Source organism: Ruegeria sp. AM9, from assembly GCF_056540565.1.
In genome coordinates this window covers 363281-377526 of record NZ_JBQFWY010000001.1, presented here as the reverse complement: position 1 = coordinate 377526, position 14246 = coordinate 363281, and the positions used below count along the sequence as shown (strand labels likewise).

Annotated in this window: 15 protein-coding genes; 5 read left to right on the top strand and 10 right to left on the bottom strand. The window is 59.8% G+C overall.

The features are described from left to right. The first annotated feature begins 195 nt into the window (after nt 1-195). Nucleotides 196-1323: an aminotransferase class V-fold PLP-dependent enzyme gene (locus ACR0DO_RS01860; protein ID WP_480556366.1), complete on the top strand. Its 1128-nt coding sequence runs from the start codon at nt 196-198 to the stop codon at nt 1321-1323. Between the two features lie 22 nt (nt 1324-1345). Here ACR0DO_RS01860 and ACR0DO_RS01855 read toward each other — a convergent pair whose 3' ends face one another. The 3 genes from ACR0DO_RS01855 to ACR0DO_RS01845 all read right to left on the bottom strand — a co-directional run bounded on the left by ACR0DO_RS01855 (nt 1346) and on the right by ACR0DO_RS01845 (nt 3600). Then, on the bottom strand, nt 1346-2542 hold the full coding sequence (locus tag ACR0DO_RS01855) for a UbiH/UbiF family hydroxylase (RefSeq protein WP_480556365.1): 1197 nt from the start codon (nt 2540-2542) through the stop codon (nt 1346-1348). A 76-nt stretch (nt 2543-2618) separates the two neighbouring features. Continuing rightward, nucleotides 2619-2867 (bottom strand): hypothetical protein, encoded by a 249-nt coding sequence (locus ACR0DO_RS01850; protein WP_170441834.1) that lies wholly within the window; start codon nt 2865-2867, stop codon nt 2619-2621. Between the two features lie 88 nt (nt 2868-2955). Next, nucleotides 2956-3600 (bottom strand): pyrimidine 5'-nucleotidase, encoded by a 645-nt coding sequence (locus tag ACR0DO_RS01845; RefSeq protein ID WP_480556364.1) that lies wholly within the window; start codon nt 3598-3600, stop codon nt 2956-2958. Between the two features lie 100 nt (nt 3601-3700). Between ACR0DO_RS01845 and ACR0DO_RS01840 the strand changes: the two genes are divergently transcribed. After that, entirely contained in the window at nt 3701-4348 is a 648-nt protein-coding gene (locus tag ACR0DO_RS01840; protein ID WP_170441840.1) for a GntR family transcriptional regulator, read from the top strand. Nucleotides 4349-4351: 3 nt separating this feature from the next. On the opposite strand, the gene ACR0DO_RS01835 is transcribed toward ACR0DO_RS01840, so the two are convergent. Further along, nucleotides 4352-6226, bottom strand: a complete 1875-nt coding sequence (locus ACR0DO_RS01835; protein ID WP_480556363.1) for a glycosyltransferase — start codon at nt 6224-6226, stop codon at nt 4352-4354. Between the two features lie 84 nt (nt 6227-6310). Continuing rightward, nucleotides 6311-7477 carry a glutamine-hydrolyzing carbamoyl-phosphate synthase small subunit gene (gene carA / locus ACR0DO_RS01830; protein WP_480556362.1) on the bottom strand — a complete coding sequence of 389 codons (1167 nt, stop codon included), beginning with the start codon at nt 7475-7477 and terminating at the stop codon, nt 6311-6313. Between the two features lie 183 nt (nt 7478-7660). Between carA and ACR0DO_RS01825 the strand changes: the two genes are divergently transcribed. Continuing rightward, nucleotides 7661-8146, top strand: a complete 486-nt coding sequence (locus ACR0DO_RS01825; protein ID WP_170441849.1) for a GatB/YqeY domain-containing protein — start codon at nt 7661-7663, stop codon at nt 8144-8146. Between the two features lie 25 nt (nt 8147-8171). Here the strand turns inward: ACR0DO_RS01825 and ACR0DO_RS01820 are convergent, their stop codons facing one another. From ACR0DO_RS01820 to ctaD, 3 genes are all read right to left on the bottom strand, one after another. Next, the gene (locus ACR0DO_RS01820; protein WP_170441852.1) at nt 8172-8663 is read right to left on the bottom strand and encodes a DUF2244 domain-containing protein; all 492 of its coding nucleotides are present in this window, start codon (nt 8661-8663) and stop codon (nt 8172-8174) included. 44 nt (nt 8664-8707) lie between these two features. Continuing rightward, on the bottom strand, nt 8708-9307 hold the full coding sequence (locus ACR0DO_RS01815) for a DsbA family protein (protein WP_480556361.1): 600 nt from the start codon (nt 9305-9307) through the stop codon (nt 8708-8710). A gap of 141 nt (nt 9308-9448) precedes the next feature. Next, nucleotides 9449-11107: a cytochrome c oxidase subunit I gene (gene ctaD, locus ACR0DO_RS01810; RefSeq protein WP_170441858.1), complete on the bottom strand. Its 1659-nt coding sequence runs from the start codon at nt 11105-11107 to the stop codon at nt 9449-9451. A 304-nt stretch (nt 11108-11411) separates the two neighbouring features. Here ctaD and ACR0DO_RS01805 point away from each other — a divergent pair, with 304 nt between their 5' ends. Beyond that, complete coding sequence (locus tag ACR0DO_RS01805; RefSeq protein WP_480556360.1) at nt 11412-11831, top strand: HIT family protein; 420 nt, start codon at nt 11412-11414, stop codon at nt 11829-11831. Here ACR0DO_RS01805 and ACR0DO_RS01800 read toward each other — a convergent pair whose 3' ends face one another. Continuing rightward, nucleotides 11832-12257 carry a MerR family transcriptional regulator gene (locus ACR0DO_RS01800; protein ID WP_480556358.1) on the bottom strand — a complete coding sequence of 142 codons (426 nt, stop codon included), beginning with the start codon at nt 12255-12257 and terminating at the stop codon, nt 11832-11834. It lies immediately after the preceding gene. An 81-nt stretch (nt 12258-12338) separates the two neighbouring features. Here ACR0DO_RS01800 and ACR0DO_RS01795 point away from each other — a divergent pair, with 81 nt between their 5' ends. Continuing rightward, nucleotides 12339-13271, top strand: a complete 933-nt coding sequence (locus ACR0DO_RS01795; protein WP_480556959.1) for a cation diffusion facilitator family transporter — start codon at nt 12339-12341, stop codon at nt 13269-13271. A gap of 288 nt (nt 13272-13559) precedes the next feature. On the opposite strand, the gene lipB is transcribed toward ACR0DO_RS01795, so the two are convergent. Further along, complete coding sequence (gene lipB / locus ACR0DO_RS01790; protein WP_480556356.1) at nt 13560-14216, bottom strand: lipoyl(octanoyl) transferase LipB; 657 nt, start codon at nt 14214-14216, stop codon at nt 13560-13562. Between the last annotated feature and the right edge of the window lie 30 nt (nt 14217-14246).

Below are 14246 nucleotides of genomic sequence, written 5' to 3'. Positions count from 1 at the left end.
TGTTCAGAAACACCTCTGGGTGTAAAGAGGGGCTGACACTATTTGGCGTCAAGTAGGGGGCTTATGGTGCAGTTTCCGTTGATTTTTTCACGGGGAAATAAGGTTCCGTCGCGTCAATTGTCGGCGCAAGAAAACTGCTTTACCAATTTCGGCAGAAGATTCACTTTGCCCCAGTACTGTTTGAAAGGACAAATCATGCCGGCGCTTTTGGATAGCATTGATCCCAATGGGCTCGAGGAATTCTCGGTTGTATTCACCGACCGTTCCCTGAACCACATGTCAGCCCGGTTTCAGACCGTCATGCGCGATATTTCAACGATGCTGAAAGATGTCTATGGTGCGGAAGGCATTGCCATAATTCCGGGCGGTGGGACCTATGCAATGGAGGCTGTGGCCCGCCAATTCGCGCGCAATGCCAACGTTCTGGTGGTGCGGAACGGGTGGTTTTCCTACCGTTGGAGCCAGATCATTGAATCCGCAGATTTGACGGCGTCGGCTACAGTGCTCAAGGCGCGGCAAACTGGCAACTCCAACCCGTCCCCGTTTGCGCCAGCGCCGATCGAAGAGGTGGTGTCAACTATTCGTGAGCAGCGCCCGGATGTGGTGTTCGCGCCGCATGTCGAAACCGCGGCGGGTCTGATTCTGCCGGATGACTACGTGACGGCTATGGCCGCGGCCGCGCATGAGGTTGGCGCGCTGATGGTGCTGGACTGCATCGCCTCGGGCTGCGCCTGGGTCGATATGAAGGCAACGGGCGTGGACGTCCTGATCTCGGCCCCGCAGAAAGGGTGGAGCGCGTCGCCCTGTGCTGGATTGGTTATGCTGTCCGAACGGGCTGAGGCACGGTTGGAAGAGACCACATCCGACAGTTTTGCCGTGGATCTGAAGAAATGGCGTCAGATCATGCAAGCCTATGAGAATGGCGGTCATGCCTATCATGCCACCATGCCGACCGACGCGCTGCAAGCGTTCCGGGACACAATGGCCGAGACCCGCGATTACGGCTTCGAAAAGCTGCGTGAAGCGCAATGGGCTTTGGGCAACGGCGTGCGGGCAATGCTGAAGGACAAGGGCATTGTGTCAGTGGCGGCCGATGGGTTCGGAGCGCCGGGCGTTGTGGTCAGCTATACCTCGGACCCCGAGGTTCAAAACGGTAAGAAATTCGCCGCGCTGGGAATGCAGATCGCCGCTGGCGTACCGCTGCAATGTGACGAACCCGAAGGATTCAGCACTTTCCGTCTGGGCCTGTTCGGGTTGGACAAGCTGTACGATGTAGACGGTACAATTGCGCGGCTCAAGCGTGTGCTGGATCAGGTGCTGTGATCGTCTGAGTGAACTGGGGGCCTCAGCGCACGCCGAGGCCCATCTGCATCAAGGTCTTGCGCACGGGCGGTAGGGAATAGAGCGCGTTCAACCCCATCGCCCGCGCATCGCGCAGCGGACGTGCCTCGATCATCGAGGCGCGGTTCAGAAGGTCGATGCCTTTGACCCGCATTTCGATCTCGGTGTGACGGGCCTTGTGGTAGGCGTCCAGCATCTGCGCGTCACCCAGACCTTCGGGGCGGGCCTGCGCCAGATCCAGCAGGCTGCGCAAATCACCCAATGACATGTTCAACCCCTGTGCGCCGATGGGCGGCACAACATGGGCGGCCTCAGCCATAAGGGCGATGCGCTCGCCCGACAGCCGTTCCGCCGATTGACTGATGATCGGCCAGATGGTCCGGCGCGAGGCCAGTTTCAACGGCCCGAACAAACCGCAGGACCGTTCGGTCATCAGTGCCTCGAACGCCTCGGGTTCGGTGTTCAGCAGTTCAACTGCACGCGGGCCGCGCTCCATCCAGACAATCGCCGACGACGGCTGACCCTGCCAATCGGGCAGGGGGACCAGGGTGAACGGTCCGCCCGAACGGTGAATCTCGGTCGAGACATTGTCATGCGGAACCGGATGCGTCACGGCAAAGGCCAGCGCCTTTTGACCATACCGCGTGGTGTGCACGTTGATCCCCGCCGCCTCGCGCATAGGTGAATTGCGGCCATCTGCGGCGACCACCAGTTTGCAGCGGATACGGCTGCCATCACTCAGGCTCACACGCGCTTCGGCGGTGCGGGTGAACAGGCTGACGGTGGCAGTACCGGGGCGGAAATCGACATTGGGCAACTCGGCCAGACGGGCCACCATTTCACGCCGCAGCAGCCAGTTGGGCAGGTTCCAGCCAAAGGGCTGGTCCGAAATGTCAGCGGCGTTGAAGTCGCGTACGACGCGGGGCTCTGGCACGTCTCCACCCGCATCGACGATACGCATGATCTGCAGGGGGGCGGCGTGTTCATCCAGCCGCTGCCACAGCCCGCATTGTTCCAAGAGCCCATGCGCCGGCTGCAGAAACGCAGTCGTCCGCAGGTCCGACCCGTCCACGTCACGCTCGGTGATGGGCGGAGTAGGGTCGACGCAGACAACGTCGAACCCGGCGGTTCCAAAAGCCGCCGCAGCGGTCAGTCCGGCGATACCTCCGCCGGAAATCAGGATGTCACAGCTGTCTGTCATGGCCTTGGTCTCCGAGTCTTGGGTAGAAACTAGTTCGGTTCCAAGGCGGGTGCCAAGTGACATCCTGTCCCGTATGTCAGCCGCGTGAGATCAGGATGAGGATGAAGAACATCACCGGCACCATCATCACGGCCGGAATATAAAGCCCCGGTAGGCCAAACAGCAGGGCCGAGCAACCCCACATGCTGACGATCGCGGCAGCGGTGTAGTACCAGTCTTCGGCCTCACCATTGGCCGCATCCTTTGCCAGCCAGCCGAAAACGGGGATTGCAAACAACAGGCGCTGCCAAATGGGCAGGCGCCGAGGCATCTCGATCGCGCTCATGGGAATCTCCAGTTCTGTTCGTCGCTGAGGCGCATATAGGGGGCGATGCTGCACCTGCAAAATGTGCAGATCGTCGCAGTGTGACGGCCTATCGCAGGCGGGCCAGAAACGCGGTCAGATCGTCGGTGTAGTGGTGGATATGGTCAGCTTCGTGCGGCTCGGGCGCGACGTGAACCGTGCGCATTCCCATCGCGTGAGGGGCGGCCAGATTGCGCGGGTCATCCTCGAACATCGCGGCCTTGGCCGTGTCGATTCCATCCTGGATAAAGATTGCCTCGAATGCGGCTTTTTCCGGCTTTGGCTTATAACCTGCGTGTTCGACGCCATAGATCGCGTCGAACAGGCCGCTAAGTCCGCGCGCGTCCAGAACGCGTTCGGCATAGGGCGCGCTGCCGTTGGTATAGACGATGCGGCGGCCGGGCAAGGACCGGATATGATCGGCCAGTTCTGCGTCGGGGTCCATGTGGCTCATGTCTACCTGATGAACCGCGTGCAGGTAAGGATCGGGGTCAAGATCGTGCTCGGCCATCAGCCCGGCCAATGTGGTGCCGTATTGCCGCCAATAGTGCGAGCGTAGCCGATCCGCCTCGGCCCGGTCGACGCCGATGGCCTGGACTACGTAATCCGTCATCAGCACCTCGATCTGGTCGAACAGGCGCATGTGAGGCGGATAGAGCGTGTTGTCCAGATCGAACACCCATTGGGTGACATGGGAAAAGGCAGGTTTGACCATGGTTTTGGTTTAGGGTGCGGGGCATCGGTTTTCAATGCTGCTCTTGATCCGGGGGGCAACTGACGGATAGACATGTTCGAACGAGGAGACATACCACCCAATGCCCCAATCCAGACAGCCCAACAAAGACGCCTACAGCTTAATTCTCGAAGCGATTGACTTGGGCGTTTACAAGCCCGGCGACCGCCTGGTCGAAAGCGAGTTGGCTGAGCGGTTCGGAGTGTCGCGCACGCCGATCCGCGAGGCGCTGCAACGGCTGGAAACGCAATCCCTGCTGGAACGCGACGGGCGGTCATTAATTGTCGCCTCGCTGGATCACAACCAGATGGCCGAGCTTTACGTGGTGCGGCGTGAGCTGGAGGGGCTTGCCGCGAAACTGGCGGCCAAGCACGCCACCGAAGAAGAAGTCAAGGTGTTGCAGGATATGGTTGCCGCTGATGACGCGCTTGTCGATGACCCGGTGGCCTTGTCACGGGCGAACCGGCGGTTCCACGAACAGATTCATCTGGCCTCGCACAACCGTTATCTGGTGCAGCAATTGGACCTTGTGCATCGTACAATGGCGCTGATGGCCACGACGTCGCTGGCGGCGCAGGGCCGGGGCGAAATCGCGCAGAGCGAACACAAAGGGATCGTCGAGGCAATCGCAGCCCGCGATGAAGAGGCGGCTGGACGAGCCCTCAAGGATCACATTTCGGTCGCCTTCACAACGCGCCTGAAACAGGATGCCATCCGTCGCGAGAGCTGACCGTCAGTGCGGCAGGCCCTCTTCGCTGGCTTGGCCGTGTTGTGTTTTGTCCCAGAAGAACGGATCAAGCAGCAATTCCCACAGCGCCTTGTACGCAGCCAGAACGCCCAGCGGAAAATACAGCGGCATTGTCGGCACCCAAGGGAGCAGAAAACGCCGTTCGCGTGCGGACACTGCGATTACTCCGATCAGAGTATTGACGGCCTCTGCAAGCAAAAACAGGCCGAACAACGCGGTAAGTCCGGCTCCGGAGAGGATCGGATCAAGCGGGCTGGGCAGGCCAAAGGTCGTCAACCAGAACAGCCACAGGACCGGAGCCAGCAGGAACTGCCCGACGGTCCCAAGAAAGAACGCTTGCAGGCCGAGAAATCGCCAGGGGCCGAGATCGCTCAGCAATCGCAATGGTGACCGCATGTGAACAAGGTAAGTGACCATGAACCCCTTGAGCCAGCGAGAGCGCTGCCGCACCCAAGGCCAGGCGCGAAAATTCGCCTCTTCAAACGTGGCGGTATCGACCATTTCCGTACGGTACCCGGCTCGGCTGAGCCGCACGCCCAGATCGGCATCTTCGGTGACGTTGTGGGCATCCCACCCGCCCAGTTCCAACAGCTTGTCACGGCGGAAAAAGAACGTGGTTCCTCCCAAGGGCACAACCAGCCGAAGTCGCGCGATGCCCTGCAGGATCACCCGAAACCAGCTGTTATATTCGATGGTAAAGCAGCGTGATCGCCAGTTGGTGCGTGGGTTGTAATAATCCAGAACGCCCTGCAGGCAGACCACATCCTCGTCCGCCCGCGCAAAGTGATGGACGACCCGTTCGATCTGGTCTGGTTGTGGCGCGTCTTCGGCATCCCAGACACCCAGAATATCGCCGCGGCAGAAATCCAGCGCATAGTTCATTGCACGGGGTTTGGTGGTCAGACCGTTCAGGGCGGGCACCTCGACGGTTCTAATCCAGTTGGGCAATTGGACTTGCGCCAATGTGGACCGCGTCACCTCGTCGGATTCTTCCAGCACCAGAATGACATCCAGCAGCGCCTTGGGGTAAGTCAGCCGCCGCAGCCTGCGGATCAGGGCGCCGGCAATCTCTCTTTCTTTATAGAGCGGCACCATGATGGATACGCGGGGTAATGCCCTTGGCGGGCTGGGGGGCGGTGTTTTGCCAGGGCGCGTCCGGTGATTCCAGATGTAGTTCAGCAAGCCAGCCAGACGCAGACACAGAAACAGGATCAGGCTGATCACGGCAGCCGCAACCAGAACGGCAAACCCAGTCCTTGGAAAGGCGCCAAACAATGTCATGAGGCCCACAAGCGCGATCGCAGGCCCAACACGGGATCGCGGCGTCCAGGACCGGCAACTCTGGTCAAGGACCACTCGGGCTTCGGCTGCCTCGGCCAGAGGGGCAGAGAACATGCGCGCGATTGCGTCGTCGATCTGATCTGCGACGGCGAGCACGGGGATGATTGTGTAGCCGGTATCCCCCAGTTCGGTTTGCACGTCCGGGAACAGATCGGGCCGCGCCGTGCAGACCAACAGAATGGGCCCCAACTGCCGCCATGGGATGACATTATGTGCCAGCCAGAAGTCAACAGGCTTGATCCGGCACAGATCGGAGGGTGGGGGTAAGCTGTCCAGATCGGCGACCTGCAGGCCGGTTTGCTCAGACAAAGCGTTAAGCACGTCCTGCCGGTTGACCCAGCCCTCGGCCACCAGGATTTCACCTAGTGGCGCCCGCTGCCAGGATTGCAGAAACAGTGCCTCGTCCAGCTGTGCTTTTGTGATCAGGCCACGGTCGACAAGACAAGCCCCCAAAGGCTTGCGTTCCTGAGCAGGTATCGGCGCGGCGTGCGCGAAATGCTGCAGGTTCAGTTCGACCATAACGAAACAACCCTGACGCGATTAGCAGGCGTCAGGGTTGCTCAATTAAGGTTAACAGCGGGTTAACTCTGATCAAAACGCTGTTTATGCGGTGGCTTTCTTGTCCGCCATCGCGTCGGCAAAGCGTTCGAACAGGTAGAAACTGTCCTGCGGGCCGGGCGAGGCCTCGGGGTGGTGCTGCACCGAATAGACCGGGCGGTCGGTCATGCGGATGCCGCAGTTCGAGCCGTCAAACAGCGACCGGTGGGTCTCAACCACGCCCTCGGGCAGAGACTGCGCGTCCACCGCGAAACCGTGGTTCATCGAGGTGATCTCGACCTTGCCTGTCTCCATATCCTTGACCGGGTGGTTGGCGCCGTGGTGGCCGTGGTTCATCTTGACGGTCTGACCACCCAAGGCCAACGCCAGCATCTGGTGGCCAAGGCAGATGCCAAAGACGGGCAGGTCGGTTGTGTCCAGAACCTCTTTGATCATCGGAACGGCGTATTCACCAGTGGCCGCCGGGTCGCCAGGACCGTTGGACAGAAAGACGCCATCTGGATTGTGAGCCAGCACTTCCGCCGCTGTCGCGGTGGCGGGCAGCACGGTTACGTCACAACCAGCCGAGGCGAGGCAGCGCAGAATGTTGCGCTTGGCGCCGAAATCCACGGCAACAACCTTGTGTACCGGGGCGTCCTGACGGGTATAGCCATCGGGCCAGGCCCACCGCATCTCGTCCCAGCGATAGCTTTGTGCGCAGGTGACCTCTTTGGCGAGATCCATACCTTCCAGCCCCGCAAAGCCGCGTGCGGCAGCGACCAGAGCCTCAATGTCGAAATTACCCTCGGGGTCATGGGCCAGCGCCACATGCGGCGCGCCTTGCTGACGGATGGCACGGGTCAGGCGGCGGGTATCCACACCGCCGATAGCGATGCGGCCACGACGGGTCAGCCAGGTCTTCAGCTCTTCGGCCGAACGCCAGTTCGACGGTTCGGTCGGGTCCCATTTGACCACCATCCCGGCGGCAACAGGATCACCGGTTTCGTCATCCTCGGGGTTCACGCCGACATTGCCGATATGCGGGAAGGTGAAGGTGACGATCTGCCCGGCGTAGGATGGATCGGTCATGATTTCCTGATAGCCGGTCATGGCCGTGTTAAAGCACAGCTCGGCCACAGTCTGACCGGTGGCGCCGAAGCCCATCCCGTAGAACAGTGTACCGTCGGCCAATGCCAGACATGCGGTGGGCTTGGACGGGGCGTTCTGGGCCATCGGGCGACTCTCCTGCTGGGTAAATCGGCGCATAACTAAGGGGGTTGCGGCGCTGGGTCAAGTCTGTTGAAATTTTGCGCTATTGTGAGAAATCAAGGGGTTAGCAATATTCACTTCTGGTTGTATCGCGCTTTTTGTTTCGATATGGTCGGGGTTCCTTTTCCATGGGGATGGACAGATCATATGGATATGCGATCACGGGTGAACTCTGCCCTGAAGCAAGCAATGAAAGACAAAGATGCCGAGCGTTTGTCGACGCTGCGGTTGATTAACGCTGCAATCAAAGACCGCGATATCGCTTCGCGCGCCTCTGACAATGAAGAGGCCAAGGGTTGTGGCGACGCCGAGGTTCTTGAAATCCTTGGAAAAATGACCAAGCAGCGCAAGGAAAGCGCCCGCGCCTATGAAGAGGGTGGACGGCTGGACCTAGCCGAGCGGGAACTGCGCGAGGTCGAGGTTATCGAGGAATTCCTGCCCAAGCAGTTGGATGACGACGAGGTCTCCAAAGCCATTCAGACGGCGATTACTGCCACCGGAGCGGGTTCGATCCGCGACATGGGCAAGGTCATGGGCGAGCTCAAGACCCGCTACACCGGCCAGATGGATTTCGGCAAGGTCGGCCCGATGGTCAAGGACCACCTCTGCGCCGCGTCGAACGGCGGCTGCTGATAACATTCAAATGTTGTGACTGCATTTACTGCGCGACCGGTTCGCGCAGTTTTTGTATCAGGTCGTCGTATAGCGCGATACGCTCGTCCTCGGACAGGAACGCTCCAATTTCCACTTCGCGCCCATCTCCGGTCAGCGTGACATAGTTTGGAACGGGTCCGCCGTGTTTGTGCATCTCGGGCCGGGCCCAATAGCGGTTGCAGGTCCATTCTTGCTGGCCCGAACGTGGGTCATGGTGGATCAGATGCGCCTTGGTGCCGGTCAGGGTCAGAATCTCGAACACGCTGCGGGCGCGATAGTTGGTCAGGATGGCCAGCCACAGGCCCAGAACGGTCAGCAACAGGAAGGGCAGCAGGCCCCACAGGATCACCGATCCCAGCACCGCCAGCAGCGGAATCAGCCCAAACAGAAACACCGACAGGATCACGATCATCGCCCCGCGCCGCGGCAACGAGTTATGCGGCCAAAGGCGCAGCTCCTGTTCGGTTTCAGAGGTCTGATTCCATCGGTATGGCATGGTTGAAAGCTAGCGCAACAAGGGTGCGTGTCGAAGGGAAATGATCAGGTCACATGGCCGACGCGCGACCATGACAGCGCGTCGTCCAGCCGATCATCGCCCCAGAAAACTTCGCCGTTGACGACAAGGCTGGGGGCTCCGAAAACTCCGAGTTTCGCGGCATGTTCCGTTTCGGCCTCAAGTGCTGCGACGGTATCGGGGCTGCGGGCGCGGGCCAGCACCAGACGCGGGTCCTGCTGGCACCTGTGCAGTGCTTCGGAGATGGCGGATTCGCTGCCAGCTTCGTTACTTTCCTCGAACCAGATGCGATACAGTGTCTGGGTGAAATTCTTGCCCCAGCCATCGCCCATGCCCAGCAAGGCGACCTGATTGGCCAGCGCCAGGTCCGAGATCGGGTAGGGCGCGGGCAAGTTGGCGTGGATGCGGTACTTTGCAGCCCGGCGCTCGATATCCCGCCACATATATGCGGATTTCACCGGCTTGCCGGCAAACGGGATGTTTTGCTGGTCCTTCATTACGCTGCGCACATTGAACGGTCGCCATTTCACCGAGACGCTGTGTTCCGAGCACCAGTCGTCCAGACGCATGATCGTCAGGAAGCTGTATGTACTGCCTATAGAATACCAAAAATCAATTTCGGGCATGTGATACCCCCGGGTTGCCGGATGTCCAAACTCTGACAGGATAGCCGATTTTGGCGGTTCTGGCGACTTTGGGGTTGCCACCCGGCGCGGCAACGAAAAAACCCCGCCGAAATGGCGGGGTTTCTTTGGGTTTGGCGGGGATCAGTGCGCGTGGCCCTTGTCCCAGTCTTCCTGCTTGGGCAGCTGCTCGAACGTGTGCTCGGGCGGCGGCGAGGGCAGGGTCCATTCCAGCGTATCCGCGTATTCGTTCCACGGGTTCGGACGGGTCTCTTTCGCGCCGCGCAGCAGGGCGTAGATCACGATGCCGAAGAACAGCAGGAACGAGGCAAACGAGATGAACGCACCAATCGACGACACAAAGTTCCACTGGGCGAATGCCTCGGGGTAATCAATATAGCGGCGGGGCATGCCCTGACGGCCCAGGAAGTGCTGGGGGAAGAAGGTCAGGTTGGCGCCGATAAAGAACAGCCAGAAGTGAACCTTGCCCCAGAATTCCGAGTACTGACGACCGGTCATCTTCGAGAAGTAGAAGTACACACCCGCAAAGATCGCAAAGACGGCACCCAGCGACATCACATAGTGGAAGTGAGCAACCACGTAGTAGGTGTCGTGATAGGCGCGGTCGATACCGGCCTGCGACAGAACCACACCGGTCACACCGCCAACGGTGAACAGGAACAGGAAGCCGAAGGCGAACAGCATCGGTGTCTTGAACTCGATGGACCCGCCCCACATGGTCGCGATCCACGAGAACACCTTAACGCCTGTGGGCACCGCGATGACCATCGTGGCCAGCATGAAGTAGGCCTGCTGACGCAGCGACATACCAACGGTATACATGTGGTGCGCCCACACGACGAAGCCCAGAACACCGATTGCGATGATCGCCCAGACCATTGGCAGATACCCGAAGATCGGCTTGCGCGAGAAGGTCGCAATGACGTGGCTGATGATGCCGAAGCCGGGCAGGATCACGATATACACTTCCGGGTGGCCGAAGAACCACAGGATGTGCTGATACAGGATCGGGTCGCCGCCGCCGGCCGGATCAAAGAAGGTGAAGCCAAAGTTGCGGTCCATCAGCAGCATGGTGATTGCGCCCGCCAGAACCGGAAGCGACAGCAGAATCAGCCACGAAGTGACGAAGATCGACCAGCTGAACAGCGGCACCTTGAACAGGGTCATGCCGGGGGCACGCATGTTCAGGAAGGTGGTGATCATGTTGATCGCGCCGAGGATCGAGGAGGCGCCCGATACGTGTACGGCAAAGATCGCAAGGTCCATGGACATGCCGCCCTCGGTCGTGGACAGCGGCGGGTAAAGAACCCAACCAACGCCCGAGCCGAGCTGGTCATTCCCACCGGGGCTAAGCAGCGAGGCCACGCCCAGCGAGGTACCGGCGACGTACAGCCAGAAGGACAGGTTGTTCATCCGCGGGAACGCCATATCCGGCGCGCCGATCTGCAACGGCATGAAATAGTTGCCAAATCCGCCGAACAGGGCGGGAATGACAACGAAGAACATCATCAGAACACCGTGATAGGTGATCATCACGTTCCACAGATGCCCGTTGGGGGTACATGGGTCGGCCATGAAGCCTTCCAGGCACATGTACTGAACACCGGGGTGCATCAGCTCGAGCCGCATGTAAACGGTCATCAGAACCGAGATCAGACCGGCCAATGCCGAAACGATCAGGTAGAGAATCCCGATGTCCTTGTGGTTGGTCGACATGAACCAGCGCTGGAAAAAGCTGCGCTGGTCTTCATGGTCGTGACCATGAATGGCTGCGTCTGCCATTATAGGTGCCTCCTGTTGCAACTGACCGCGCAGCCAGACCTCTCCGGCGCGCGGTATTATTGCTGGTTTTAGAATGCGAAAGAGGCGCCTTCAATGGCCGAGTTTGATCTGGATCAAGATTAATTGTCGCGGGTCGGAGGAAAACCCGCGAAATCCTGGCCATGAACAGGGCATATCTGGCGATTGGTTCTGTTATTTCAAGGGGCGGCAAACGATCATTCGCGCGGCTTGGCAGAGTTCCGCCTTGACCCAGGGGGGTGGGGGCCGCAGAACTACGCTCAATACCCGAAATCGGAGACTTGATATGGCCGCCTACGATCCCGACAACATCTTCGCCAAGATCCTGCGCGGAGAGATCCCCTCGACCCGCGTGTACGAGGATGACGATACGCTGGCCTTCATGGATATCATGCCGCGGTCGGACGGGCATCTGCTGGTGATCCCCAAAACACCCTGCCGAAACCTGCTGGATGCGTCGCCCGAACAGTTGGCCGCAGTGGTTTCAACAACGCAGAAACTGACGAATGCAGTGGTCAAGGCCTTTGACGCCGACGGAGTCACCGTCCAGCAATTCAACGAGGCCGCGGGCGGGCAAGAGGTCTTCCACCTGCATTTCCACATCCTGCCTCGTTACGAGGGCGTGTCGCTGCGAGCGCCCGGCCAGATGGGCGACTTCGATCTGATCGCGCAGCACGCGGAAAAGATCAAAGCGGCGCTGGTCTGATCAGTCTTTGCTATCATGCGGCCCCAGACATGCGCCGTGGTCACCAAACGCGTGGAGTACGGCGCAAACATGGTCGTGCCCACCATCGCAGGCTGCGGCGATACGGGTCAGTTCAGCTTCGAGCCTGCGCAGCTGCGTGATCCGGTCCCGCAGGTCAATCAACTGCCGTTCAGCGATTTCGTGCGCCCGATCCAGATCGGAGCCACGCGCGCCCTCTAAAGACAGCAACGCTTCGACATCGGCCAACGGCAGGCCGAGATCGCGCCCGTGGCGAATGAATCTTAGGCGGTTCAGGGCGGCATCATCATATCGCCTCTGGTTCCCGGCTGTTCGGTGCGGTTTGGGCAGCAAGCCCTTGTCCTCGTAAAACCGAATTGTGGGCACCTTGACACCGGCGCGGCGTGAAAGCTCTCCGATCGAGTACATTTTTCCTATTTCGCCCCTTGAACCTCTAGTGGCTAGAGGAATTACATGGGGTGGGCAACCGAAGCAAGGAACACCGGTAAGATGCCACACGATCACCACGGGCACACTCACATTGACCCCACGACAGGCGACAAGCGCGTTGCCGGCGCGATAGCGGTCAACATGCTGTTGACCTTTGCGCAGGTCATTGGCGGAATACTCTCGGGGTCTTTGGCGCTGATCGCCGATGCGCTGCACAATTTCTCGGACGCCATCGCGCTGATCATCGCGTTCTTTGCCCGCAAGATCGCCCGCCGCCCCGCCGATCCGCGCATGAGCTTTGGATATGGGCGCGCCGAGGTGGTCGCGGCGCTGATCAACTATACGACGCTGGTCATGCTGTCGGTCTACCTGATGTACGAAGGCATCATGCGGTTTTTCCAGCCCGAACCCGTCAATGGATGGATGGTGGTCTGGATCGCAGCCCTTGCTTTGATCGTCGACCTGATAACCGCCGCGCTGACCTATACGATGGCGAAGGACAGCATGAACATTCGCGCAGCCTTCATTCACAACGTGGCCGACGCGTTGGGGTCGGTTGCCGTCATCATTGCGGGCGCCGCCGTGATCCTGTTCGGCTGGACCTGGGTCGATCCGGCGGTCACGATCCTGATCGCGATCTACATCCTGTGGCACGTCAAATCCGAGATCGGAGAAACCATCCGGGTTCTGATGCTGGGTGCGCCATCAGATCTGATCCCCGAAGATGTCGCCGCCGCCATCGAGGCGAAAGACGGCGTTGCCGGCGTTCACCACATTCACCTCTGGAGCATGCAGGAGCGCGAGCCAGCCCTGACCGCGCATCTCGAGATCGGTGCCCTGCACTGGACGGATGCGGATGACATACGGCTGGCTGTGAAGGAAGCGCTGAAATCCGGGTTCGGGATTGGCCACGTGACGCTGGAACTGGAACGGGCGGAACAGGCCTGCACGGCACCGCCCCGATTTGGGCATCACGATTTGCGTCAGGTCTGAAAAGGAATTGCCGTTCCGATTTGGGGTCGGAACGGCAGACTCGTAACCAAACACTTTTCCGAAAACCCGGATTGTCCGGGATCACCGGTTTAACACACCACTCACTCTAGAACGGTAAGAATAGAGTACCCGTTAACGCGCGATTTGTATTCTCCGGAGTGAGCTTTCACCGAATAAAACCCAAAACTTTTGGGCAAAATGGTGGATTGCGTTCAGGTTCGGAAACAAAAATCCCAGCGGGAAGGGATTGTTACTCGCGATTTTGGCTGTCAGCGATTCGTTGCCGGGTCAGGCTTTGACCGGCTGGAAGCAATCCGAGAAGGTTTTTTTCAAGGCGACATCGACATCCGCCATTGTCACCGGCAAGCCCAAATCGACCAGTGACGTGACGCCGTGTTCGGTGATACCGCATGGGACGATGCCCGAGAAATGCTCGAGATCCGGTTCGACATTGATCGAGATGCCGTGAAAGCTGATCCATTTGCGCAGGCGCAGACCGATGGCGGCGATCTTGTCTTCGGCGGGCTGGCCGGTGACGGTCAGAGGCTTGTCATCCCGGCGCACCCAGACACCGACGCGGCCGTCGCGAATTTCACCCTGCACGTTGAATTCCGCCAACGCAGCGATGACCCAGTTTTCCAGCTGTTTGACAAAACCCCGCACGTCCTTGCCGCGCTTGTTCAGGTCCAGCATGACATAGGCCACGCGCTGGCCGGGGCCGTGATAGGTGTATTCCCCGCCACGTTTGGCCTCATAAACCGGGAAGCGGTCAGGGTCGGTCAGGTCCTCGATCCGGGCCGAGGTTCCGGCGGTATAGAGCGGCGGATGTTCCAGTAGCCAAACGCATTCGTCCGCCTCGCCTGCAGCGATTGCAGCCACCCGCGCCTCCATGAAGGCGACGGCCTCGGTATAGTCGGTTAACCCGTCGGTGATCTTCCATTCCATGACGGTTCCATATCGCGCGGATGCGGCAAG